The sequence below is a fragment of the Clostridium algifaecis genome (genome assembly GCF_017874415.1).
GTDB lineage: Bacteria > Bacillota > Clostridia > Clostridiales > Clostridiaceae > Clostridium_B > Clostridium_B algifaecis.
On the sequence record NZ_JAGGLM010000022.1, the window covers coordinates 1 to 25,145 of the forward strand.

The window sequence follows — 25,145 nt, forward strand, 5'->3', positions numbered from 1 at the left end:
GAATATATCACAATAGTCCTTACTTTTCTCTTTTCCCTATAAAACAGAGAAGCATCATAGTAAAGAAATCTTTTAATATCATCTCTTTTGTCCGTGGTCTGAAATTCAAAATGTAAATAGTTTCCATCTTCAGTATAAAATAAATAGTCTGTGTAACCTGTCTTTATCTCTATATTCTTTATCTCTGTTTCAGCTGGTGCTATTATTTTAGTTCCTATATTAAAAAAACTCACTGCACTCTGCTGAAATATTTCCATCGCTTTTTTCATAACTGCATCTTCTACTTTATTATAATCCATAACAATCATCTCTTTCCATAATAATTTATATTTTTATTATGGCCATAGAAAATTAATTTTATACAAACATTTGTTCTTTTTATGATTATTTAGATACACTAAAAAAGAGCAGCCAATTCAATGACTGTTTTAAAAAAAATTACATTATTTTACAGGTGCCTGTCACCATTAAATATTTGTAAAGGGGGACAGACTCATTACAAATATTGGAATAATTTTTGTTGCTAAGTTCTTCTCTTTCGTCCATCATTCTCCTACATCTAATTGCTGTCTTATATTAATGTTAGTTTCACTATAAATTTTCCACCATACAGAAGCTTGTCTCCGGAAAATTTTTCACTTCTGGGTCTTGTGAAGACTTGCCTGTGCTTGCTATATTTGAGATAAGCATTGATGATGAATTTGTTCCAAACCTTATTTACCTAATCTTCCTAAAAACTCATTTAATCTATCATATGCCACTTCTGGATCTATCTTTGTAATTGAAGTTGTTTCTTTTTTGCCATGTGCTACCCAATTCCTATAGTCATAAACTTGTTTAACACTGCCAACTAGTTCAGTACTAAGAACACTCTTAAAAATATCTAAAACATCTCTAAAATGCCACCTATCACTATTTTTTAAAGCATACTTTAAAACTGACTTAGATAATGTTTTTTCTTCTTTTTGAATTGTTTCTTTACTCAAATCCTTTAAATGATCCAGTAATGATTGTTCAAAAACAGATACTAAAGATAACACTGTTAAATCATTTAATTCATTTTCAGCCTTTAATAAAATTCTCTTAGCTTCGCTCAACGTATATTCAGCTAACGAACTATCTAACGGCACAACTTCAGGTGCAGAATTTAATATTTTTAAAGTGACTCTTTGGCTTTCAATTGTTAACTTATACCATTCCATTATTTCATGCAACTTATTCATGACATCATCACTTTCAAAATTGTAGCAAATGATTCTTCATTAAAATTTTTATAGACCCCATCTAATTTAACTACCCAGCCATTATCGATAGTTAATAGTATAGAATACTTGCCTTTTGTAGACAAAATATCTATCCTTCCAATTGCGCCTAAAATCATTCTCCCTATAGGTCTAATATAAACAGTATCCCATAAGCTTCTAATAGCAAGTGAAGAAATTTTATATTTTCCTAAACGTTCTTCATTAATTTCTACTTTTTCATCTATTATTTCTACCAAGCGATTTTTGACAGGCTCCTCTATCCACTTTTTTATATTACTAAGAATTTCATTAACACTATTAATCCATTTTTTCTTTTCTTCCTCTGCATTAAATTCTATCTTAGTTTTTTCTTCAAGTTTTTTCTTTAAAAAATCATTTAAATCAGACATTAGCTTTTCCTCCTTATTCGTTGCGTATTTTCTATATCTAAAGAATATACAACAATAGTCCTTACTTTTCTCATAACTGCATCTTCTACTTTATTATAATCCATAGCAATCAGATCTTTCCATAATAATTTATATTTTTATTATGACCATAGAGCATAAATTTATACAAACGTTTGTTCTTTTTATAATTATTTAGATACACTAAAAAAGAACAGCCAATTCAATGACTATTCTAAAAATTACATTATTTTACAGGTGCCTGCCACCATTATTTCCTTATACTATAATTTCTTTCTAAGTTCTTCATATTCATCATCTGTAATTTTTACATCTTTCAATATGCCTTTAATAAGACCTCTTTTTAAATCCTTACCATGAACTGGTACTACAGTACATCTGCCATCAGAATGAGCAAAAAACCTATGACTACCATTTTGCCGTACTTCAATAAATCCAATCTTTTGAAGCATTTTTACCATATCTTTATCTGAAATAATAGTTAATCTACTCATTATATCACCATATCAAGCTGCTTTGTTTCTATAAAGTCAGTATTAAATACATCTATACCATCTTTTTCTGAAACTTCCAAGCATAATTTTATTGCTTCTTGTACATTTGACATTAATTCAACCATAGTATCGCCTTGTGTATGACAGCCTTTAAGTTCAGGAACAGTTGCAATAAAGCCTCTATCTTCATCTTTTTCTATAAGTACTGTAAATGTATATTTTTTCAATATATCAACTCCTAATAAAAATATTTTCATACATAATATAATATTATTATATCCAATTTCATAGTAAGTTTCACTATAAAATTATACTCTAAGTTATACTCCAAGAATATACAACAGAGTTAAGAAAACGTCTATTTTTTTATTGTTCCAATATTTGTTCTTTTCTCGCTGATTTAGAGATATTAAAAAAGAACAGCCAATTCAATGACTGTCCTAAAAATACCATTACATTATTTTACAGGTGCCTGTCACCATCACTACATCATCTAACAATAAACTTCTATTATATTCTTTTCTCTGCTGTCTATATCAATGATGGTTTCATTCACTTTCCCTGATTTTCTCTTAAGTTTTCTGAAATCAAATATCAAAAGATATCCCTGATCTAGACTGTACTGCTCCAGGTACTCGCCAAGCTGGACAAGTCCTTTTTCATGGTACTCCTCACCATGCCATACCTTGAGTTCCACTATATACATTTTCTTATTGTAGGTTATAACTATATCAAAACGCTTTTCCTCTCCGCCCTGCACTTCTTTAAATGCAAAGCCTGTGCCGTTTATTATGGGACTTATGAATGCTAAAAACAATAGTCTTCCGTCTGCCTCCAGGAAAGCTTCCCTTTTCTCCGAATATTCATGTTTCATAAACTCCTGAAATTTTACAAGCACCTTTTTTACATTTAAATTGCCATCTTCATTTATGAAATTTGACTTATAATTATATTTAGATATCTCAGTATACTCTTTATTTCTTATTACCTTCATCATCATATGATTATATATCAGCTGTTCATAAATTTTATTATTCACCTTGCAATTTCCATCTTCTTCTTTCAGGATGCCATATAATGTACCTAAATTTACTATTTCATCACTTTTTACATATGTTATATCTTCTCCATCCAAAACTATTTTTCTTATAAAGTCATATAATTCATTATTATTTTCAATATTTTTAATCAGACTTTGAAAATTCGTATTATCATCATTTAAAAGTCTCTTCACAGCCATATCCATATATTCTTTTTGCCACTTGAGACTGCCTTCAGGCATTATCTTTTCATCTATTATCTTGCAGAGTTTGCTTACAAGGAAGGGGTAGCCCGAAGTATAGAAATGGAGTCTATCTGAAAAGTACTCTTTATCAAGCTCTACACCTTTATCTTTCACATAGTCATCCAGCATTGTTCCTATTTCTTCTTTTGAAAAACTCATATCCACGTCAAAATCAGATGCAATATTCCAGGGACTGTTATATTTATGTTCTTCGTCAGGTCTTATTTTAAGTTTTAGACTCTTGACGTCATGTACTCCAGCAAGTATCACGCTGTGAAAGGTCCTGTCTTTTCCTGCATTTCTGAGTAAATATTTGTTTCTAAGCATTCCAAGGAAACTCAAAAAAAGCTGGTTATTACTGCTCTTATCCACTTCATCTACCATAAGTATTACTTTTTTATCAGTCTTTATAACAAACTTAGTTATAGCTCTTGATAAATCTTTGAAATTAGCTACATTATCTTTTTCTTCTTCTAAAAAGGAAGCTAAATTCTCATACTGTAAATATAAACTATCAGCCATTATTTCCAAAAATGCTTTTACAAAACTTTGCTCTTCCTCAAATATCAAGTCTCCAACTCCCTCAAAGCTTATGGAAACAACTAAATAATCTTCATTTTTATTCAAAGCCCTCTCAAGCATATACAAAGTTGTAGTCTTTCCATACTGCCTTGGCTTGTTTATCACAAAATATTCTTCATCTTTTATAAAACCCATTATCTTTTTTATTTTATAAGAAATATCTACCATATAATGTTTCTCTGGTATGCAGGTTCCCGTTACATTAAATCTCTTTTTCATAATTTTAAAACCACCTTTTTATAGATAGTGTAAATCTCCATAAATTTCTTAATCTTTTACTTTTATTATAATCTATAACAATCATCTTTTTCCATTATAAAGAATATATTTTTATTATGATCATAAGAAATTCATTTTATATAAACATTTGTTCTTTTTTAGTATATTTAAATATATTAAAAAAGAACAGTCAACTCAATGACCGTTCTAAAAATATTGTTACATTATTTTACAGGTGCCTGTCACCATCACTAAATTGTTTATTTTGTTAGCAGTAAACTTCCACTATGTTCTTTTTATTCCTGCCTATCTCAATGCTAGTTTCATTTACTTTTCCTGCTTCCGCCTTAAGTTTTCTAAAGTCAAATATCAAAATATATCCCGTATCCAGGTTATACTGCTCCAAGTATTCTCCGAGCTGGACAAGTCCTTTTTCATGGTACTCCTCACCATGCCATACCTTGAGTTCCACTATATACATTTTCTTATTGTAAGTTATAACTATATCAAAACGCTTTTCCTCTCCGCCCTGCACTTCCTTAAAGGCAAAGCCTGTGCCGTTTATTATGGGACTTATGAATGCTAAAAACAATAGTCTTCCGTCTGCCTCCAGGAAAGCTTCCCTTTTCTCCGAATATTCATGTTTCATAAACTTCTGAAATTTTACAAGCACCTTTTTTACATCTAAACTGCCATCTTTATTTATGAAATTTGACTTGTAATTATATTTGGATATTTCAGCATACTCTTTATTTCTTATTACCTTCATCATCATATGATTATATATCAGCTGTTCATAAATTTTATTATTTACCTTGCAATTTCCATCTTCTTCTTTCAGAATGCCATATAATGTCCCTAAATTTACTATTTCATCACTTTTTACATATATTATATCTTCTCCATCCAAAACTATTTTTCTTACAAAATCATATAGTTCCTTGTTATTTTCAATATTCTTAATTAAACTCTGGAAATTCGTATTATCATCGTTCAAAAGTTTCTTTACAGCCATATCCATATATTCTTTTTCCCACTTAAGACTGCCTTCCAGCATTATCTTTTCATCTATTATCTTGCAGAGTTTGCTTACAAGGAAAGGGTAGCCCGAAGTATAGAAATGGAGTCTATCTGAAAAGTACTCTTTATCAAGCTCTACACCTTTATCTTTCACATAGTCATCCAGCATTGTTCCTATTTCTTCTTTTGAAAAACTCATATCCACGTCAAAATCAGATGCTATATTCCAGGGACTGTTATATTTATGTTCTTCGTCAGATCTTATTTTAAGTTTTAGACTCTTGACGTCATGCACTCCTGCAAGTATCACACTTTGAAATGTAATATCCTCTCCTTCATTTCTCAGTAAATATTTATTTCTAAGGATTCCTAAAAAGCTTAAAAAAAGCTGGTTATTACTACTCTTATCTACTTCATCTATCATTAAAACTACCTTTTTATCTGCTTTTATAACCAGTTTAGTTATACTTTCTGACAGGTCATTTAAATTTTGTATTTCAATTTTCTGCTCTTCTAAAAAGGATGCTAAATTTTTATCATTTAATAAAAGGTTTCTCCCCACTATCTGTAAAAAAGCTTTTGAGAAACTTTCCTCATTTTCAAAAACAGAATCTCCTATGCCTTCAAAACTTATTTTTATTGGTAAATAATTTTCATCTTTTTTAAGCTTTTTGTTAAGTAAGAACAAAGTTGTAGTCTTTCCGTACTGCCTTGGCTTGTTTATCACAAAATACTTTCCCTTTTCAACAAGTCTAAATACTTTATCCAATTTATTTGATATATCTACCATATAATGCATTTCAGGTATACAAGTTCCAGTTACATTAAATTCCTTTTCCATAATTTTAAAACCACCTTTTTATAGATAGTGTACATCTCAATAAAACTTATTCTCTTACTCTTTTATTATAATCTATATCAATCATATTTTTCCATAATACCATAATAATTTATATTTTTATTATGGTCATAAAAAATTAATTTTATACAAACATTTGTTCTTTTTTACAATATTTAGAAATAATAAAAAACGTACCTGAATTGTGTAACTCAATCCAAATACGTTCCTTTTTAATTACTTATGCCATTACATCCAACTTTGTTCCTAAATTAGGATTTGAAGCTTGGTTGATGCTCTGTATCATCTGTGCAGCATTTTCTGTGCCATCATCTAAAGCTTTCTTCATTAATGATGTATTTACAGCAGTTGCCACATTGTACTGGCTCATAGCCATTGATATTGCTGCTATATCCATATTTACCACCTTACCTTCCATTTCACTTAAATTAATTTATTTTATATATTATCGTCAATAAATTACATTAGTTTATGCTTTTTATATTTACATTATTTTACAGGTGCCTGTCACCATTACATAAACAACTTTACTTTTGTCACCATTACCCTATTTTAAAAGTTTAGTACCTTCTATCCACTTGCTAGTTTCCTCAATTCCCTTCTCCAACGTGTATTCAGGCTCCCAGCCAATTAAAATTTTAGCTTTGGAATAATCACATTTAAGTTTCATTATTTCACTTTGTGGATGAATGTGTTTTACGTGATTTATCTTAATTTTTCCTTCACTTATAATACCTGCAAGTTCATTTATAGTTACATCTCTCCCTGTGCCTGCATTCACTATTTGTCCATTCACTTTGCTGGAATATCCTGATTTAACTATAAAATTAGCACAGTCCTTTACATATAATAAATCCCTTGTCTGTTCTCCTGAGCCATATATATTTATATCTCTATTATGGAGTACATTATTTATAAATATGGCAACAACTCCACCTTCTCCTCCAGTTTTCTGAAAAGGTCCGTAAGTGTTAAAAGGTCTTATTACTACAGTAGGGAGCTTATACGCATTATAGTAAGAAAGCACCATGTTCTCTGCCGCAATCTTACTCCCACCATAAGGTGACACTGGTTTTGTAGGATGAACTTCTGAAATTCCTTCATTTCCTGATATATCATAAACCATACAGGTGCTCATAAATACTACCTTGCATGGATATGTATCTTCTTTAGAATCCAAAACCCAGCTGTTTCCATCCATTCTCCCATTTTTGCCAAACATCTGGGACTTTGCCCTCTGAAGTATATTAAAAGTTCCTACTGTATCATTAAAAAATGTAGTTTTAGGATCATCTATGCTATCCTGGACATTTATAGATGCAGCTAGGTGATATACTATATCAAACTTTTCTTTAAATACTTCATCCAGTTTACTTTCATCCCTTATGTCTCCGCCTATAAATTTAAAATTGGAGTTATTTTTAAATTTCTCTATATTTTCAAGTCTTCCATTAGATAGATTATCAAGTGCAGTTACCGAATGTCCTTCATCTAAAAGTTTTTTAACAACCCATCTTCCTATAAATCCAGCTCCTCCTGTTACAAGCATATTCATAAGCAATCAACTCCTTAACTAATATCATAAATAAATCCTTAATCATTAAAATTATTATTTATAAAATCTGCTATTCTCGCAGCACCAAGTCCATCTACAATCTTTTGCCCTATAACAGATCTCTCTTTTCTCAAATTGTAATTATTACAAAGGTAATTTAATCTATCAATAAGCCTATCTTTACTTAAATTATTATACCATAACAAACTTTCCGATATATGCATATTGTCAAGCTTTTTAGATACACTAACCTGATTATCCGCTATTATTACACTAAGTGACGGTACCCCACTTGCCAAAAGTTCATACATACTGCTTCCTGATGCAGATACAGCCATATCACATTTTTTCATTATCTCCACCATATTAGCATTAAAATAGAACTCTATATTAGATTGGTGAATTCTTTTAAAATAATCAATATCTTGAAAAGAAGGTCCTATAACTATGTGAAACTTAAAATCTAAATTTTTTATCCATTTTAATAATGTTTTAGTAAAATTAACAGTGTCTGAGCCGCCCATTGTTATCATTATGTCTTTAACCTGTTTATTTATATGCTTTTCTGGTAAATTTCTAAACTCTTCTCTTATCATAAGATATTTTAATCCAAGCAGCTTATATTTTTGTTGGTAATCAAAATCCTCTGCATTTACGTTCTGATTTATCAACAAATTCACAGGATAGTCAAAGGAATTTACATCATCTATATAAACTGTATGTTTTACTATATTTTTAGTTTGTACAAAATATTTTTCATCCACATCATAACTGTCTGTTATAAGTACATCTATATTTATATTGAACAATACATCTAAAATACTCTCTTTAAGTGAAAATACCTTAAATCCATTTTTCTGTATTTTAAGTATCCCTCTTTTATTTTCTATGCTATCTCTACATAGATAAAAAACTTCATTCTTTAAAGATAATTCCTTTGCCAGTACAAGAGTTCTCATAATGTGACCCATACCTATCTTACTGCCACCTTCTGCCCTAATAGCTATATTCAAGCTAAACGCCTCCCTTAATTCAGTACACACTATAATTTAAACAAGTCTTTCACTTAATAAAAGGTCTCTTACCTCTTCCTTTGTTATAGGCACAGCATCAGATGAATTATAGCTTCCTACTTTAGCCTTCTTGTCCATATCATAATATCTATTTAGCTCGCAAGTATAAGTATTTGGTATAACTGCATACATATTTCCCAGGTCATAGGCAATTTCTGATTCTTCATAGGTCATAAGCTCTTCAAACTTTCTCTCTCCCGCCCTTAGCCCTATATTTTCTATTCTTATACTATTTATATCAATATCAAATTTCTTACAGGTCTCTTCTATTACAACTTCAGTTAAATCAATCAATCTTATAACAGGCATTTTCAGTACAAAAGCTTCCCCTCCATGAGATTTTTCTGCCACATCCATTATAAGAGAAACAGCCTGAGAAAGTGTCATCATAAATCTTGTCATATCCTTATCTGTAACAGTTATACATCTCTTTTCAAATATCTGCTTCTTAAATAGAGGAATAACAGAACCCCTTGATCCCATGACATTTCCAAACCTAATAGCTGCAAATCTAGTTCTAGCATTTCCTTTGCTAAAATTAGCTGCCTGTACCAATTTCTCAGCTAACAGCTTTGTAGCTCCATAAGTATTAGTAGGATTTATAGCTTTATCAGAACTGGTAAACAATACACAATCCACATTATTATATACAGCTGCTTTTATAACATTTTCCATGCCTTGTATATTTGTCTTAATAGCTTCTTCCGGATTATATTCACAAGAAGGTACATGCTTCATAGCAGCCAGATTGAATACTATATCCACATCATTCATAGCCCTCTCTACTCTATCATAATCTCTCACATCTCCAATTAAATATCTAAAATTCTTATCATCATTAATTTCTTTATCCATAATAAATTGCTTATATTCATCTCTGCTAAAAATTCTTATAATATTAGGTTTTTGATCTATCAGTTTCTTTACAAGACCTCTTCCTATAGTTCCTGTTCCACCTATAATAAGAATCTTTTTATCTGTATAGTATCCCATATTCTGTATCCTTCCTTTGTTTTAAAGCTAAATTAACTATAATACAATATTCGTATATCATAATTAATAGTTTAACAATAAACTTCCACTATATTCTTTTCTCTGTTACCTATATCGACATTAACTTCATCTAATTGCACTCTGTGAAAGCGATTCGCACCAAATCATAGATGTTGGGCTCTCTGCTTTTCCTACTTCACCTTTAAGTTTTCTAAAGTCAAATATTAAAAGATATCCAGTATCAAGACTGTACTGCTCCAAGTATTCTCCGAGCTGGACAAGTCCTTTTTCGTGGTACTCTTCACCATGCCATACCTTGAGTTCTACTATATACATTTTATTATTGTAGGTTATAACTATATCAAATCGTTTTTCTTCTCCGCCCTGCACTTCTTTAAAAGCAAAGCTTGTGCCATTTATTATGGAACTTATGAAAGCTAAAAATAGCAGTCTGCCGTCTGCCTCCAGGAAAGCTTCTCTTTTCTCTGAATATTCATGTTTCATAAACTCCTGAAATTTTACAAGCACCTTTTTTACATCTAAACTGCCATCTTCATTTATGAAATTTGACTTCTCATTGTAAAATCCAACATCAGTTGAGGTTTCTATTAACGAACTCATATAATCATATATCAACTGCTCATATATTCTATTATTTATTTTTAAGTTATTATTTTTATTTTTAAATATTCCATAAAGCGTTCCCATATTTATAATTGGATTACTTATATTATAATTAATTTTATTTCCGTCTATTATTAAATCCTTCACCATTTCCTTCAATTTACTGTTGTTTTCAATGTTTTTAATCAGACTTTGAAAATTTGTATTATCATCATTTAAAAGTCTCTTTACAGCCATATCCATATATTCTTTTTCCCATTTAAATCTGCCTTTCGGCATTATCTTTTCATCTATTATCTTGCAGAGTTTACTTACAAGGAAGGGGTAGCCCGAAGTATAGAAATGGATTCTATCTGAAAAGTACTCTTTATCAAGTTCTACACCTTTATCTTTCACATAGTCATCAAGCATGGTTCCTATTTCTTCTTTTGAAAAGCTCATATCAACGTCAAAATCCGAAGCTATATTCCAGGGACTGTTGTATTTATGCTCTTCGTCTGGTCTTATTTTAAGTTTTAGACTCTTGACGTCATGCACACCCGCAAGTATCACACTATGAAAGGTTTTATCCTTTCCTGCATTTCTAAGTAAATATTTATTTCTTAACATTCCCAAGAAACTTAAAAACAACTGGTTGTTGCTGCTTTTATCTACTTCATCTATCATAAGTATTACTTGTTTATTAACTTCTATAATAAATTTTGTTATAGCTCTTGATAAATCTTTAAAATTTGTTACGCCTTTTTTTTCTTCTTCTAAAAAAGTTGCTAAATCTTTATGTTGTAAATATAAACTATCAGCTATTATTTCCAGAAAAGCCTTTACAAAACTCTGTTCTTCCTCAAATATTAAGTCTCCAACCCCCTCAAAACTTATAGAAACAACTAAATAATCTTCATTTTTATTCAAAGCCCTTTCAAGCATATATAAAGTTGTAGTCTTTCCATACTGCCTAGGTCTATTTATCACAAAATATTTTTCCTTTTCAATAAGCCTAAATACTTTATCTAATTTATTTGATATATCTACCATATAATGCATTTCAGGTATGCAAGTTCCCGTCACATTAAATTCCTTTTCCATAATTTTAAACCACCTTTTTATAGATAGTGCTCATCTCCATAAAATTTCTTAATCTTCTACCTTTATTATAATCTATAACAATCATCTTTTTCCATTATATATGATATATTTTTATTATGGCCATAGGAAATTAATTTATACAAACGTTTGTTCTTTTTTGTAAGCACAAAAGCACCAACAATTATTGAATCAACTATTGGTGCTTACTATTTTTTGAAATCACAGTTACCTTATTAAATTCCAAGTCATAGGCGTTCCTTTGATAATATCTGATTTTGCACATTTCCCCAGTATATCCTTATAATATTTAGTATGCATACCAAAACCTGGTCTTATAGAACGTATATTGTCTTGAGTAAAAGTTTCTCCCGTCTTAACATCTTTCACCACAAATAGTGAACGCGAAAACTCCCTGCTCTTTTTCATCTTTTCTGTTAATTCATAGGAAACCTGTCCTAAAGCCTTTTCTGTTTCCCTTATAGATTTAACCATGACTTTAAGTTCATCAGGCTCAAGTGAAAAAGCCGCATCCGGTCCTCCATCTGCTCTGCATAGTGTAAAATGTTTTTCAACTATTTTTGCTCCGAGTGCTACTGCTGCTATTGGTACTGAAATACCTAAAGTATGGTCTGACAAACCAGCTATTACATTAAAAGTTTTTGACAAATTAGGTATTGTCCTTAGATTTACATCCTCCAGCGGTGCAGGATAAGCACTTGTACATTTTAAAATTGCTATTTGATTGTTTCCCATTCTTTTGCAGGCATTTACCGCCTCTTCTATATCACTCAATGTTGCTATTCCTGTAGCCAAAATTACAGGTTTACCTTTGGATGCTATATACTCAATTAATGGAATATCTGTTATCTCAAAAGAAGCAACTTTATATGCCGGTACATTCATATTTTCAAGAAAATCTACTGCTGTTTTATCAAATGGAGATGAAAAGCAAACAAGTCCTTCCTCCTCAGCTATTTTTTTTAGTTTAGGCTGCCACTCCCAGGGTGTATAAGCTTCTTTATAAAGATCATGAAGTGTTCTGCCATCCCATAAAGTTCCCTGCTTTATCTGAAAATACTCATTATCACAATCTATAGTAATAGTATCTGCTGTATAAGTCTGCAGTTTAACTGCATCTGCACCAGCTTTTTTAGCTTCTTTTATAAGTTTTACTGCATTATCAAAATTTCCATTATGATTTCCTGAAATTTCTGCTACTATAAACGTTTTTATACTTTTATTAATTTCAAAATTTTTTATTCTTATATTTTTATCCATTAGAATCGCTCCTAATTATAAAGTTTTACTCAATATAGATTTTTTCATATCTATAATTTCTTCTAATTTTTTCCCACTTTGACTTTAAAATACCCATTACAACTACATTATATTTAATATTGTTTTTAATTATATGTTCTTTTAATATTCCTTCTATCTCTGAGCCAAATTTTTTATGTATCGATACAACTTTATCATTAAATTCAAAAACTTCACTACAAAATTTGTTTAAATTCAAATTATAAAATACATAATCATATATATTACATTCCAAAGTTCTAGCTATTCCTCTTCCTCTATAAGATGTATTTCCTATATAATATCCCCAACTGCATCTACTATTTTTCAAATCTATATTTGCTAAATTTAAAACCCCAATAGGATCATTATCAACAGTTATCTTCCAATATTTACTTTTTGTATCACTATTGATAATATCAAACCATTTTAGCTGCCCTTCATCTGTAAGAATAGGATCTGTATACATATATTTCGTAACCTCTGGCATCATTCTCCACTTTGCTATAAGTTTTAAATCTTCTTTTAATATTTTTTTAAGTACTATTGCCATAAAAAAATTCACCTCATTTCATTTTACTTTAACAAATGCTTCTCCTTTAATTATAATAATATCATTTTGATTTATACATTTTGTACTAAGCATAATAATATTTTTTTGCTTAAAATATCAATTATTGTAACTTCCCTAGTTATTATATTATTTATATACTGGTTTTTAAAATTCAAATCTTTCTTTAAATAAATAGAACCTCTCCCTGATAGCTTGTTGGCAATAACAACAGAAATAAAACTAGATGCAAGCATTCCTAGAACTATTCTAGCCTTAAATATAGTTTTTTTCATATTTTTCATCTAAATGTAATAGATTAACATCTCCACTTAAATTAGAAAATTATATAACCATATCTAACATTATCTTGTTACTTATTGAAGCTTTATCGCCTAATTTATACATAATTATTCTCTATCTATATATTTTTTTGTTCTATCATTTTATTTATGTCATAGAGCTCACTATTATTTTTAAATAATTCTATAATTGCTTTGAATCCAAAGCATTCATTTTTATAATATAAATTGTCATATATAGTCTTTATTAACTTAAAATCTTCTTCGGTATCTAATGTTAACCTATACTTAGAGTAGTCAACATCACTTTTATAGCATCCTATTTTAAAAATCCTTGGATTTTTCCAAAAATAAGTGGTTACATGTTCTCTATATATTTTTTTATTAGTTTCTTTAAATGCTCTCTCTAATAGCTTAAAACTAAATATTTCTGTATCAAATCCTCTTGGAAATGTTCTTTCATATGTATTACTTACATAATCATACTTATCTCTATTATCTATATAGTACTGTACTGTTTTTTCAGTAACTTCACTATCTATTAATGGACAATCGCTTGTAACTCTTACAACAACATCTGTATTGTTTTCTTTAGCAGCATAATAATATCTGGATAATACGTCTTCTTCCGAACCTCTAAAATAAGCAACATCCAATCTTTTTGCTTCTTCAACTATAGCATTATCTTTTTCTAATGTGGTTGTAGCAATTACTATTTTATCTATATTTTTTACTCTTTTCAATCTATCTATATCATGTTCTAAAACTGTTTTGCTGCAGATTTTTTTAAGAACTTTTCCTGGTAATCTTGTAGATCCTGTCCTTGCCTGCATTATACATACTACATTCATATATTTGTTCTCCTATTTACTTTATTGTATAAAACATAACCTTCAAAAAATTTTATTCTGAAATTTTTTCTTGGAAGTTTCTTCCCGCATATTTATGTATTCTTTCTTCATAACACTTAATAAATTCTTCATCATTATAAAATTTTTCACCTTTAAATACAGTAATTATATAGCCTCCGAATCCCCTTTTAAATGTACTTATATCTATATCCTTTTTAGTTGGAAAATTACTCAATGTATCACTAAAATCCTGAATACCAATTTCCAGATATCTTATTTTTTGTTTTTTTAAGTATTTCATAGCTTCCCATTGCAAAAAATGCGATACATTAAATTTAGCAAAATTTTTATCTTTACATGCCATACAGTAATACGAAGTATCTTTATATGTAGTAAATAATGAATATCCACATACTATATCATTATAACTTGCCATTATTAAAACAGCTAAATCTTTTTTTATCCACTCATAAATATTATCAAATGTATTTATAGGCCTTGTTTTTTTGCCTGCTACTTTAAAATAATAATTCATAAATGTATATACATCATCTATGTTTATATTGTCTTTATTTATAATATTAAATTTTAAGTTTTTTTCTGCTTTTTTTATATCTGATTTATGTCCCTTACTAAAATTGCTGAATAATTCCTTTTCAGGCATACTTAAGTCAACTACACAAGTTAAATTACTTATATCCAAATAACCATATTTAAGTAAATAATTACACTTATATTTTTCATTTATATAACCATTACTTAAATATGATATATAAACACTTGACTTTATCACATCATTCTCATAAGCTATTTTATCTATAAAATCAAATATAAATTTTTTTACTTTCTTTATAACATTTTTACTTAAACTTTCATCTATAATAGGTGACGGAATTGAACATCCCCCATAAGACAATTCTATAGTTCCACTAATATTTTCCAAAAGCAGTGGAACGCAAGCCAATATCTTATTATTATCATATACAATAAAAGACTTTTGTTCTGACTTTATATTAAAACTCGAATCTATATAATATTTCATTGAGTCACTAGTATGCCAAAATGTACTATAAGAATTTCTATAACAAAACTCATCCCATATTTTATAATCATTTTCTGTAATAAATTTAATTTTCATATTGTTAATTTATACCTTTCAATTTTTATAAGCATTAAAAACTGCATTTTCATCATAAGAATCATCCTTATAAATTATCATAGTATAGTCAAATGGCATATAATTATTTTTTAAAATAATTTTCTTTGAATATCTATATGCTATTTCAAGTACTTTTTCAGGATTAATATAATAAGATCCGTCATCTTTAAAATTAACTCTTTCCGTCACAAAGTTAAATGCTATAGCCTCATTAAATAATTCAAATGCTTTGTTAATAGATTGTTGTATAAAATCATAATTATCCATCATTTTAAGTTTTAAATTAAAAATTCCCGATTCTATTATGTAATCAAACTTTTTATTAAAATTTTTACTTAAAAAATCACCACATTCGTATTTTATTTTTGTACTTCCATAATTCTTTCTACCTGTTTTTATAAAATCTTCAACTAAATCTACACCTAAATATTCATAATTTTTGTATCTATCTTTTAATATTTTATTTATATCACCAAAACCACAACCAAACTCAAGAATAGATTTATTTTCTAAATTGAACTCTGAAATCAATGCCTCAAATCTTATTTTTTGCTTTTCTTCAGTCCATAATACAGATTTTGGCGAAAATCCATTTTCTTTAAAACTACTCTCATATTTTTCTTTTAAATACTCCATATCTTTTCTATTTAATTTTAAATTTTGCATAATTATTTCAGCTCCGTAATATTATTCCACACCTTATTAAAAGCTTCTACAACATCATCCATATCTTTTTTAGTCATAGAAGGAACCATAAATTCATGAGTAATTACTTTTTCATAATGCATATCTTCACAAACAGGACATATTCCTTTATCATAGTTAAGTTTTCCTTTATATAACGGACATTTAAACGGACACCCTTTATCGCCATATCCAATTAATTTTTGATATAACGGCTGCAAATACAGTGGTTTTACATATCCACATCCTACTTTAACACCCTCCGTTTCTCTCATTTCAAAAGGAGTAAGTTCTGCATTTACAGCTTCTACAAACTTTTCTCTTGATATTCCCGTTATTTCTTTATTATACTTTAAAGCATGAACATAAAAAGCATGTTTGCTGTGTTCTCTTACAAGTGGGACTTCTAAACACGGAATTTTTGAAAGCTCTTTGGATAAATATTCTACATTTTTAAGTCTTGCTTCTAAGAGTCCATCCAATTTCTTTAACTGCTGTCTTGCAATGGCTGCTTCTACTTCAGTCATTCTGTAATTGAATCCTATCATATTTACAAGATTAGTATAGCCTTTATCTTCCACAACAGCTTCTGCATGGTTTCTTATAAGTGTCAATCTTTCAGCTAATTCATCATTATCTGTAACTATAAGTCCACCTTCGCCACAATGTATGTGTTTATGATAATTTAATGAATATATACCCATGTCTCCAAGAGTCCCTGCATACTTGCCTTTATACATGGCACCTGGTGCTTGAGCTGCATCTTCTATTACTATTAAATTATGTTTTTTAGCAATAGCATTTATTTTATCTGCATTATATGGTTGTCCCATAATATCCACTACTATAATTGCTTTAGTTCTCTCTGTTATTCTTTCCTCTATAGAGTCAGGATCTAAACAATAATAATCTTTTTCTATATCTGCAAATACTGGAATCGCATTATATATTAAAGCTGCAGAAGCTGAAACTGTCATGGTATAAGGTGATACTATGACTTCATCTCCAGGACCTATTCCTGCTGCACCTACTGCACAGTATAGAGCTGATGTGGCAGAATTAACTGATATAGCATGTTTTACTCCAAACTTATCTGCCCATTCTCTTTCCAGAGCTCTAACTTCATCCCCGCCATAAAAATCATCAGCCCAGCATCCCAAAAACCTTGAAAGTTTACCTTTGTCTAGTACCTTTTCAACAGCTGCCTTTTCTTCTTCTCCTATAGGATTATAAGCAGGAAATAATTTTTCTCTTACTTTTTTTCCTCCATTTATAGCTAAAACTGACATATCAACGCCTCCATATATTCTATTACTTTGCCAACAGCACCTTTTTCTACTTTAAAGCTGCCGTTCTCGATTTTATGTTCTACCAATATATTTTTTAATCTTTTTTTTAAATCTTCTTCACTCAAAACAGACTTTAAAATTCCTTTTTTATCTAATATAAATGGATTTTCTCTCTTTAATCCCATCTGCATACTTACAATAGGTTTTCCTATTATTGCCGCTTCAATTAAGAACATGGAACTCATGCCGCATATTAAATCAGAAACAAACATTAAATTAAATCCATCTATCCTTTTATCGGTTAAAATTGAAATATATTTACTATGTATATCATCTATAATATCACTATAGTTATTTTCATCTTCCTTTGGATGTAATCTTATAATAAGCTTTATATTTATTTTATAATCATCTGATATTTTATTCAATACATAAAACAACTGTTTGAATATAGTTCTTTCAGTATAACCCCAATAATGCTGAGAACTGTCATTTTCATTATAAACTTTTGATATAGGTTCTGAAACATAAGTTATTATTACTTCATCTTTATTTTCACATAATTCTTTTCTTAATTTATATATTTCATCTTTATTTAAATATTGCTGCTTTTCAATTAAATAATCAAAATAAGGTTGACCAGAAACAAGTATTTTTTCTTTACTTATCCCTTCGTTTATAATTTGCTTCTTAGCATATTCATCCATAGCTAAAATTTTATAGGGTAAATATGGATGTATTTTATTTATATTATATTTTTCTAATTCATTAACACTGTACTTTGAAAACCTTACACCGTAATTAACCCACTGATCTAAGATTGCAAAGCTTTTTATATTTAATCTTTCTGCTGCCTTCCACAAATATTTTTCTGTAAAATCATCTGCACTGGTTCCTGTTATTAAAAAGTCAGGTGATTCTTGCAATAAAAATTTATATACTTCATCTTGTGAAATACAGTGCAATTTAGTATTAATATCCCCACCATGTAATCCATATTGATTATATTTGTTTAATGCAGCATCTTTTCCATAAAGTATAACATCATAACCCTTATTTATTAACTTTTTATATAAAGGTGCTACGGTATTTGCTCCTCCTGGATCTCTTGAAAACAACATTACTTTTTTATTCATGCTTTATACCTGCCTTCAATCCTTCACACACTTTCATCGCTTTATAACCATCCTCTAAAGTACACTTCAAATTCTCATTGTAAACTAAATTATTGTAAATATTTTTTACTGCATTTAACATAGCCATATTCAACTCAGTTTTATATTCCTTTTCTTTAGATAAATTTTTATATCCATTAAAAGTTTTACTATCTATAACATCATATTCTTCAATTTTAAATCCTGAGTCAATTATTCTTATTCTCTTATTTTGAAATAATAGCTCAAATTCAAATATAGTATAATTATCACATGGTACATTTTGCATAACAAAATTTCCACCATTTTTAAAATGCAGAATAGCCGATACACTAGGATCATCTTTATAAAAGTCAAAGTTATAATCTATTGAATTAAAATCATTTATTTCTCCAATTGTATATCTTAGGAAATCTATCAAATGAGAACCATTATGTAAAGTTCCTTTGCCATAGTATCCACTTCCACATATAAATTTCCCATATTCACCACTCGCAACTTTATCCTTTAAAATTTCAAACTCAGGCACAAATCTTCTTGAATAATTTATTAAACATTTTATATTTTTATCTTTATACGTTTTAATTATTTCTTCCGCTTCCTTAACATTTTTAGCTAAAGGTTTCTCAGCAAAAACTAATTTTAAAGGAAAATTTGATAATTTTTTCAGTACACTATAATGATACTCATCCGGCACACATACAGATACTACATCTATTTTATCTTTATTGAACGCCTCTTCTATACTAGAAAAATACTTTACACCCCAAAGTTTAGAAGCTTTCATTCCCTTTTCTTTTGATACATCCACAAATCCTAAAAGATTAAAACCTTCCATTTTAGAAAAAGCATGGGCATGAGTTAAAATATTTTGTGAAGAAGGTCTATCAAAAAATGCTCCTATATTACCTGCACCTACGATTAAAACATTAAACTGTTTTTCCATGCTTTTCTTCCCACTCCTTCTGCTGTTTAAAAGGATCTTTTCTATGAGTACGCTCTAAAGTTTTTGTCATTTCAGGATGATTAAGTAATAATTTAACCACATCGTCTGCTGAAAAATCTACATTTTCTTTATATAATATTTCATAAATCTGTTTTATAAATTCATAATCTTCTTTTGTATCAAGTGTTATTTCGAATTCAGGGTGATTCATTTCTTCATTTGCTCCCCAATTTAAAAGCTTATACTTTTCTGGATGTGTATAAATGTAAATAGATACATGTTCATGATCTACAGGACTTTTAGTAATGTGATTAACCTCCTCCAATACTTTTAAAGGAAAGATCTGAGTATCAAATCCTCTTGGGAAAGTTCTTTTTATAGTATTAGAGGCATAATCATATTCTCCTGAGAAAAACATTTCAACTAAACTATCCACATGTCTCCAATCTATAACGGGACAATCTCCTGTTATTTCAACTATATACTCTGAATTTACAGATTCAGCTGCTTGAAGTACCCTTAAAAGTACATCATCTTCGCTGCCTCTATAATATTTACAGCCTATTTTTTCACACAATTCTACAATAGGATCATCTTCTCTATTTATAGTAGTTGCCACAACAACTTCATCTAAATATTTGCTTCTTTTTAATCTTTCAATTATATGCTGCAAATCAGGCTTCTCACAAAAATCCATAAGTACCTTACCTGGAAACCTTGAAGAAGTCATTCTTGCTTCTATAGTTGCACATATTTTACCTTTATTTTTATACAAATCTACCACCCTCTTTATTTAGATAATAAATACATATTGTCAACATTGGAATCACTTATATATTTATATTGATGCTGTTTTAATAATTTAAGCTCAGGACAGTTTTTTATGTATTCTTTAGCATAATCTGCTTTCCAAAGTGCATTGGTATTTTCTCTATAATTAATTTCAGTAAATGTTTGTGAATAGTATTCAAATCCCCAAATATATTTTTTACTGCACCTTACTATTTCTTTCATTATATTTGATAAATTTTCAGGAGCTATATGTATTAAAACTCCACTGGTAAACACCAGATCAAAATACTCATCCTTAAAAGGTATGTCACTAGCTTCACCCTGTATTATGTTTATTCCACTAGTCAAATCTTTTGCCCTTTGAACTGCATATGACTGTAATTCTATACCGTATAAATTTTGATATCCCATTTTTTGAAGCAGTCTTAGCTGATTTCCTACATTACATCCTACTTCTAATATTCTTTTATTTTTTAAATTTAAATCCTTCAAAAACAGTTCATTCATGTCTGTTCTACTTATACCATACGTTTCTTTATAATCCTTGTTCAATTTATTTGGATCTAATATATTTCTTTCTGTATACTCCTGACCAAAATTTCCTAACCATAAACTTTTTTGAAAATTATTTTCCATGTAATTATCCTCCTGAAAATTAGATTTTAATATTATTTATCATCACTATACCAACTATACTTTATACAGGATTTTAGGAAATTTAAATATTGTCTTAATTCATAACTAATAAGTTCTAATACTTTTTTACTATTCAAAATAGCCTTTTTAGAATCTTCACCTTCATATTTAAATTTATTTAAAACTGTCTTATAAATATCATCCATCATAAGTTTAATACAGTTATTATAGGAATCAATCTGTCTCAAATTTTCTTCATAACTATTTAAGTAAACCGTCTCTTGTTCTATTTTATTTATACCTAAACCCTTTTTTAAATACCTATCTATTTTCTTTAAACCTTTTATTCTTGCATCGTTTATTTTAATCATTTCATCAATTTCATTTTCCAGATTAATAATTGTATTGAATATTTTATCTGAATCATCATTGTCTATATTTTTTTCAAACAAATCATCAAAATAAGCATCATAATCATATTTATCAATTAAATCTTCATCTAGTACCTGCTGAAACGTTTTTATTTTTGTGCCATTAATACCTAAACCGCCTTCTGTTGCATTAATATAATTGATATTAGGGTTATATTCTATAATATTTTCAAATATTGTTTTAATTCCTATAAAGCCTTCTTCAGTATACACACAATTCCCATATATATCTTTAGTTTTTATATACTTTCTCCCGTCATCAACATCAAGTTTATCCTTTTTTAACCAGGAACCAGTTGCATATAACCTATCCTCTGTATAGCACATATCCTGTCCTAAGAAAATTATATTTTTAAATCCCAATTTAATTAGTACATCTAATGCTGTATTTGCAATAGAAAATCCACTTTTTACAGTTTTAAATTCAATATTAGACTTAATATATATATATCTGGTTATATAATCTAAATCTAAAATCATTCTAATTTTTCTATTAAATAAAGGGGCTACTTCATGATATACTCTATCAGAATAAACTAATATAGAATTATCTTCCTTAAGATTTTCAAAAATTGTTTTTTCCCCTTCCTGACTATCCATGGCAAATCTAAAATGTGGTTTTATATTACTGCTTTCTAATATTTTTGAAGCTGTTCCAACAGTGGCAATTAATGCCTTGTTTTGGGCATATTCAAGTAAATGTATATTTTTATTTAAAGAAGGTCCTGCTGAAACTATAATGGCTGACTTTCCCTTAAACTTGTTAAATAAGTTATCTATGAGTATTCCTTTTTGCTTCAAATTTTTTATAGGATTATAGGTCCATTGTTTTTTGAAATAAACATTAGTTGCCAGATTAATTGTAGTTTTACTTATACAATCCACCACAGTTCTATTAATATGTTCATAATAATCATTAAAAATTGTTCTACAGGAAATATTATATACAATACTCACAGGCTTTGAAACTTTATCTTTAATATACTCAAATAATAACCCTGAAGTGCTCTGCGCATTTTTATTTACAATAAAAGTTACATTTGCATACTGCCTTACTTCATTATATACATTTACATTTTTCATAAATATTTTAAAAATCTCCAAACTAGGTTCTATTACTAAAATATTTTGTATACTTTTAAAATTGTCTTTTATGTAGTTTAAGGCATATCCACATCCCAATCCAAATATTATAAGTGTAGTTACATTTTTATCGACTTTTTTAAACATTTGATACATTTCTTCTCTTATATCAAAGACGCTGTGGATAAAACATTTTTTATCACCTTTTGTAACAGTATAATTGAAAGTTTCATTTACAGATTCCAACTCTACATCAAAAATAGACTTTTCATTTTCAACAGTTTCATACAATATAGGAATTTTATTTTTAAATAATTTTAAATTCTCCTCATAAAAATTCATATGTTCGTCCACCCTTAAACTAAATATTTTCCATAAAATCTTTTAATTGAAACTTTAATATATCTGATACCAATTGATAATCTTTATTCTGAACAGCAGTATTAATATTTCCTAATATAACATTAAAAACATTAACTTTATCTTCAGATATCTTTTCTAAATTAATGCAGTTTGATATTTCAAGAATTAAAGCATCAATATCACTAAACATTTCTTTTAAATTATAATCATAAATATTATTTCTTATATTTTCTATTCTATTATTAATTTTATCAGTATGATTGTCCATTTTATTTTCTTCCCTTCATATTGCTAATAAGGAATCCTGATTTATGAGGTTATTATAAATAAAGAGGGTAGTAAACTCACTACCCTCTTTAAAGTTAAGCCATAAAAATTAATTATCTTAATAACTGAAGAACTTGTTGTGGCTGTTGATTTGCTTGAGCAAGCATTGCTTGAGCAGCCTGAGAAAGAATATTGTTCTTTGAGTATGTTGACATCTCTTTTGCCATATCAACATCTCTAATTCTTGACTCAGCAGATGTCAAGTTTTCTGATGAAGTTCCCAAATTGTTTATAGTGTGTTCCAATCTGTTCTGAACAGCACCAAGTTTTGATCTTTCTTTAGATACCTTTGCAGTAGCCTGATCAATAACTGATATTGCCGCACTGGATTGTGATTGAGTACCAGCTTGTAAATTTGATACTCCAAGTGCTGCAGATGACATATTATTGATAGAAAGATTCATTGTTTGTCCTTCATTTGCACCAATCTGGAAGGTTGCACTTCCATCAAGTCTCTTATCTTGAGCACTTGTTGTTTCTGAGAAAGCTGATAAAGCATTTGTAGCTGCTGTTTTAACAGTTCCTGCTGAATCTTTAACTGTAAATGTCAATCCATAAATACCGCCAGCAAAACCTGCAGTAGCTGCATCCGCATCTATTGCACCTGTTGCTGTACCTGTTGCAACTGTAAGAGTTACATTTCCTGTACTTAAATCTCCTAATGTTGTACCTGTAGCAACAGCAATATCCTTAGTAAATTGAGTTCCATTTTCAACATAAGAAACAGTTACTGTATCACCAACTGCAATTCCAAGATTACTTGATGCAGCATTCTCAAGACCTACTAATGTGGTAGCTGATGTAATGGCTGCTCCAGCTGAAGATAACAAACTCTTATTTGTATCAATATTTGCTACTGCTGTTGATACAGTGCTTCCCATAGAACCATCTAAAAGATTCTTAGTATTAAACTGAGTTGTGTTAGCAATTCTATCAATTTCCTTAGTTAACTGGTCCATTTCATCTTGAATGTTAGTTCTATCTGTTGATGTATTTGTATCAGTTGCTCCTTGAACTGCTAAGGTTCTCATTCTCTGGAGAATTGATGTTGTTTCATTTAATGCACCTTCAGCTGTCTGTACTAATGAAATACCATCCTGTGAGTTACTTGATGCCTGGTCAAGTCCATTGATCTGGCCTCTCATTTTTTCTGATATTGCTAGTCCTGCTGCATCATCTGCTGCACCATTTATTCTAAGACCTGAAGAAAGTTTCTGCATAGATTTTGCTGCAGCATTTGAATTGATGTTCATGTTCCTTAAAGCGTTATTTGCCATTAAATTGTGATTAATTATCATAATATATTCCTCCCTGATTTTTGTTTACCGGTACACTTCCTTGTGCACCGTTTTATTTATTTTTAAAAGTCAATAATGACTGTTAAAGCTTAATTACTTCTTATGTTAATTTATTCGAAATACTTATGAGAAACTTTATATACATTTTAAATATTTATCAAATTTTTTTGCTAAAAATGTTTCCACCCAAATGCCTGTTGTTATAACTTTTCGTCATAACTTTCTTTTGAGATATATTGTTAATTTTTTTTCTAAGCCCACTTTTCTTTTGGTTCATCATTTTCCATAACTTGTCCTGAAGATGAATTATTTCAAACTCTTTAACTGCTGCACTGTATTGTTCTTTTGTACAACCAATATTCTCTAAAGTATTTAATAATTTTTGTCTCTTATCTATTAAATTTTCCAATGCATCATAGTCATCCTGCTCAAGCTTATCAACAAGTTCACAGGTAACACCCTTTAAATTCTTCATGGTTTCTCTTAATTCAAGTTCCATTATCCATTCTCCATTCTAATTTTTAT

Annotated in this window: 26 protein-coding genes and 1 pseudogene; all 27 read right to left on the reverse strand. The window is 29.0% G+C overall.

What is annotated here, in order from left to right; genetic code table 11:
* A pseudogene (locus tag J2Z42_RS12120) lies at nucleotides 1–299 on the reverse strand (DUF4351 domain-containing protein); the annotation flags it as partial.
* Nucleotides 300–713: 414 nt separating this feature from the next.
* Entirely contained in the window at nucleotides 714–1,223 is a 510-nt protein-coding gene (locus J2Z42_RS12125) for a hypothetical protein (protein ID WP_209703040.1), read from the reverse strand.
* Nucleotides 1,220–1,654, reverse strand: coding sequence for a hypothetical protein (locus J2Z42_RS12130; RefSeq protein WP_209703041.1), 435 nt, complete (start codon nucleotides 1,652–1,654; stop codon nucleotides 1,220–1,222). Before J2Z42_RS12130 ends, J2Z42_RS12125 begins: the two co-directional genes overlap by 4 nt.
* A 281-nt stretch (nucleotides 1,655–1,935) precedes the next feature.
* Nucleotides 1,936–2,166, reverse strand: coding sequence for a type II toxin-antitoxin system HicA family toxin (locus J2Z42_RS12135; RefSeq protein WP_209703042.1), 231 nt, complete (start codon nucleotides 2,164–2,166; stop codon nucleotides 1,936–1,938).
* The gene (locus J2Z42_RS12140; protein ID WP_209703043.1) at nucleotides 2,166–2,393 is read right to left on the reverse strand and encodes a type II toxin-antitoxin system HicB family antitoxin; all 228 of its coding nucleotides are present in this window, start codon (nucleotides 2,391–2,393) and stop codon (nucleotides 2,166–2,168) included. Before J2Z42_RS12140 ends, J2Z42_RS12135 begins: the two co-directional genes overlap by 1 nt.
* 266 nt (nucleotides 2,394–2,659) lie before the next feature.
* The gene (locus J2Z42_RS12145; RefSeq protein ID WP_209703044.1) at nucleotides 2,660–4,252 is read right to left on the reverse strand and encodes an AAA family ATPase; all 1,593 of its coding nucleotides are present in this window, start codon (nucleotides 4,250–4,252) and stop codon (nucleotides 2,660–2,662) included.
* Nucleotides 4,253–4,520: 268 nt separating this feature from the next.
* Complete coding sequence (locus J2Z42_RS12150) at nucleotides 4,521–6,113, reverse strand: AAA-like domain-containing protein (RefSeq protein ID WP_209703045.1); 1,593 nt, start codon at nucleotides 6,111–6,113, stop codon at nucleotides 4,521–4,523.
* A gap of 238 nt (nucleotides 6,114–6,351) precedes the next feature.
* Nucleotides 6,352–6,528, reverse strand: coding sequence for a YjfB family protein (locus tag J2Z42_RS12155; RefSeq protein ID WP_209703046.1), 177 nt, complete (start codon nucleotides 6,526–6,528; stop codon nucleotides 6,352–6,354).
* Nucleotides 6,529–6,678: 150 nt separating this feature from the next.
* Nucleotides 6,679–7,686, reverse strand: a complete 1,008-nt coding sequence (locus J2Z42_RS12160) for a dTDP-glucose 4,6-dehydratase (RefSeq protein ID WP_209703047.1) — start codon at nucleotides 7,684–7,686, stop codon at nucleotides 6,679–6,681.
* A gap of 38 nt (nucleotides 7,687–7,724) precedes the next feature.
* Complete coding sequence (gene pseG, locus J2Z42_RS12165) at nucleotides 7,725–8,699, reverse strand: UDP-2,4-diacetamido-2,4,6-trideoxy-beta-L-altropyranose hydrolase (protein WP_209703048.1); 975 nt, start codon at nucleotides 8,697–8,699, stop codon at nucleotides 7,725–7,727.
* A gap of 36 nt (nucleotides 8,700–8,735) precedes the next feature.
* Nucleotides 8,736–9,752 (reverse strand): SDR family NAD(P)-dependent oxidoreductase, encoded by a 1,017-nt coding sequence (locus tag J2Z42_RS12170; RefSeq protein ID WP_209703049.1) that lies wholly within the window; start codon nucleotides 9,750–9,752, stop codon nucleotides 8,736–8,738.
* A 126-nt stretch (nucleotides 9,753–9,878) separates the two neighbouring features.
* Entirely contained in the window at nucleotides 9,879–11,459 is a 1,581-nt protein-coding gene (locus tag J2Z42_RS12175; protein ID WP_209703050.1) for an AAA-like domain-containing protein, read from the reverse strand.
* Between the two features lie 225 nt (nucleotides 11,460–11,684).
* Nucleotides 11,685–12,737 (reverse strand): pseudaminic acid synthase, encoded by a 1,053-nt coding sequence (gene pseI / locus J2Z42_RS12180; protein WP_209703051.1) that lies wholly within the window; start codon nucleotides 12,735–12,737, stop codon nucleotides 11,685–11,687.
* Between the two features lie 25 nt (nucleotides 12,738–12,762).
* Nucleotides 12,763–13,308, reverse strand: a complete 546-nt coding sequence (pseH, locus tag J2Z42_RS12185) for a UDP-4-amino-4,6-dideoxy-N-acetyl-beta-L-altrosamine N-acetyltransferase (protein WP_209703052.1) — start codon at nucleotides 13,306–13,308, stop codon at nucleotides 12,763–12,765.
* 71 nt (nucleotides 13,309–13,379) lie between these two features.
* On the reverse strand, nucleotides 13,380–13,601 hold the full coding sequence (locus J2Z42_RS12190; protein ID WP_209703053.1) for a hotdog family protein: 222 nt from the start codon (nucleotides 13,599–13,601) through the stop codon (nucleotides 13,380–13,382).
* Nucleotides 13,602–13,726: 125 nt separating this feature from the next.
* The gene (locus tag J2Z42_RS12195) at nucleotides 13,727–14,458 is read right to left on the reverse strand and encodes a cytidylyltransferase domain-containing protein (protein ID WP_209703054.1); all 732 of its coding nucleotides are present in this window, start codon (nucleotides 14,456–14,458) and stop codon (nucleotides 13,727–13,729) included.
* Between the two features lie 52 nt (nucleotides 14,459–14,510).
* Nucleotides 14,511–15,596, reverse strand: coding sequence for a GNAT family N-acetyltransferase (locus tag J2Z42_RS12200; protein WP_209703055.1), 1,086 nt, complete (start codon nucleotides 15,594–15,596; stop codon nucleotides 14,511–14,513).
* Between the two features lie 18 nt (nucleotides 15,597–15,614).
* The gene (locus tag J2Z42_RS12205) at nucleotides 15,615–16,283 is read right to left on the reverse strand and encodes a class I SAM-dependent methyltransferase (protein ID WP_209703056.1); all 669 of its coding nucleotides are present in this window, start codon (nucleotides 16,281–16,283) and stop codon (nucleotides 15,615–15,617) included.
* A 2-nt stretch (nucleotides 16,284–16,285) separates the two neighbouring features.
* The gene (locus J2Z42_RS12210; protein WP_209703057.1) at nucleotides 16,286–17,590 is read right to left on the reverse strand and encodes a DegT/DnrJ/EryC1/StrS family aminotransferase; all 1,305 of its coding nucleotides are present in this window, start codon (nucleotides 17,588–17,590) and stop codon (nucleotides 16,286–16,288) included.
* Nucleotides 17,578–18,726 (reverse strand): CDP-glycerol glycerophosphotransferase family protein, encoded by a 1,149-nt coding sequence (locus J2Z42_RS12215; RefSeq protein WP_209703058.1) that lies wholly within the window; start codon nucleotides 18,724–18,726, stop codon nucleotides 17,578–17,580. The genes J2Z42_RS12210 and J2Z42_RS12215 overlap by 13 nt, the downstream gene beginning before the upstream one ends.
* A complete protein-coding gene (locus J2Z42_RS12220; protein ID WP_209703059.1) occupies nucleotides 18,719–19,690 on the reverse strand; it encodes a Gfo/Idh/MocA family protein in 972 nt (323 codons plus the stop codon). Before J2Z42_RS12220 ends, J2Z42_RS12215 begins: the two co-directional genes overlap by 8 nt.
* Nucleotides 19,674–20,465, reverse strand: coding sequence for a cytidylyltransferase domain-containing protein (locus J2Z42_RS12225; RefSeq protein WP_209703060.1), 792 nt, complete (start codon nucleotides 20,463–20,465; stop codon nucleotides 19,674–19,676). The genes J2Z42_RS12220 and J2Z42_RS12225 overlap by 17 nt, the downstream gene beginning before the upstream one ends.
* Before the next feature lie 14 nt (nucleotides 20,466–20,479).
* On the reverse strand, nucleotides 20,480–21,118 hold the full coding sequence (locus J2Z42_RS12230) for a pseudaminic acid biosynthesis-associated methylase (protein WP_209703061.1): 639 nt from the start codon (nucleotides 21,116–21,118) through the stop codon (nucleotides 20,480–20,482).
* Nucleotides 21,119–21,150: 32 nt separating this feature from the next.
* Nucleotides 21,151–22,974 carry a motility associated factor glycosyltransferase family protein gene (locus J2Z42_RS12235; RefSeq protein ID WP_209703062.1) on the reverse strand — a complete coding sequence of 608 codons (1,824 nt, stop codon included), beginning with the start codon at nucleotides 22,972–22,974 and terminating at the stop codon, nucleotides 21,151–21,153.
* Nucleotides 22,975–22,993: 19 nt separating this feature from the next.
* Complete coding sequence (locus J2Z42_RS12240; RefSeq protein ID WP_209703063.1) at nucleotides 22,994–23,263, reverse strand: DUF8042 domain-containing protein; 270 nt, start codon at nucleotides 23,261–23,263, stop codon at nucleotides 22,994–22,996.
* A gap of 112 nt (nucleotides 23,264–23,375) precedes the next feature.
* Nucleotides 23,376–24,620 carry a flagellin N-terminal helical domain-containing protein gene (locus tag J2Z42_RS12245; protein ID WP_209703064.1) on the reverse strand — a complete coding sequence of 415 codons (1,245 nt, stop codon included), beginning with the start codon at nucleotides 24,618–24,620 and terminating at the stop codon, nucleotides 23,376–23,378.
* A gap of 157 nt (nucleotides 24,621–24,777) precedes the next feature.
* Entirely contained in the window at nucleotides 24,778–25,119 is a 342-nt protein-coding gene (fliT, locus tag J2Z42_RS12250) for a flagellar protein FliT (RefSeq protein ID WP_209703065.1), read from the reverse strand.
* Nucleotides 25,120–25,145: the final 26 nt, after the last annotated feature.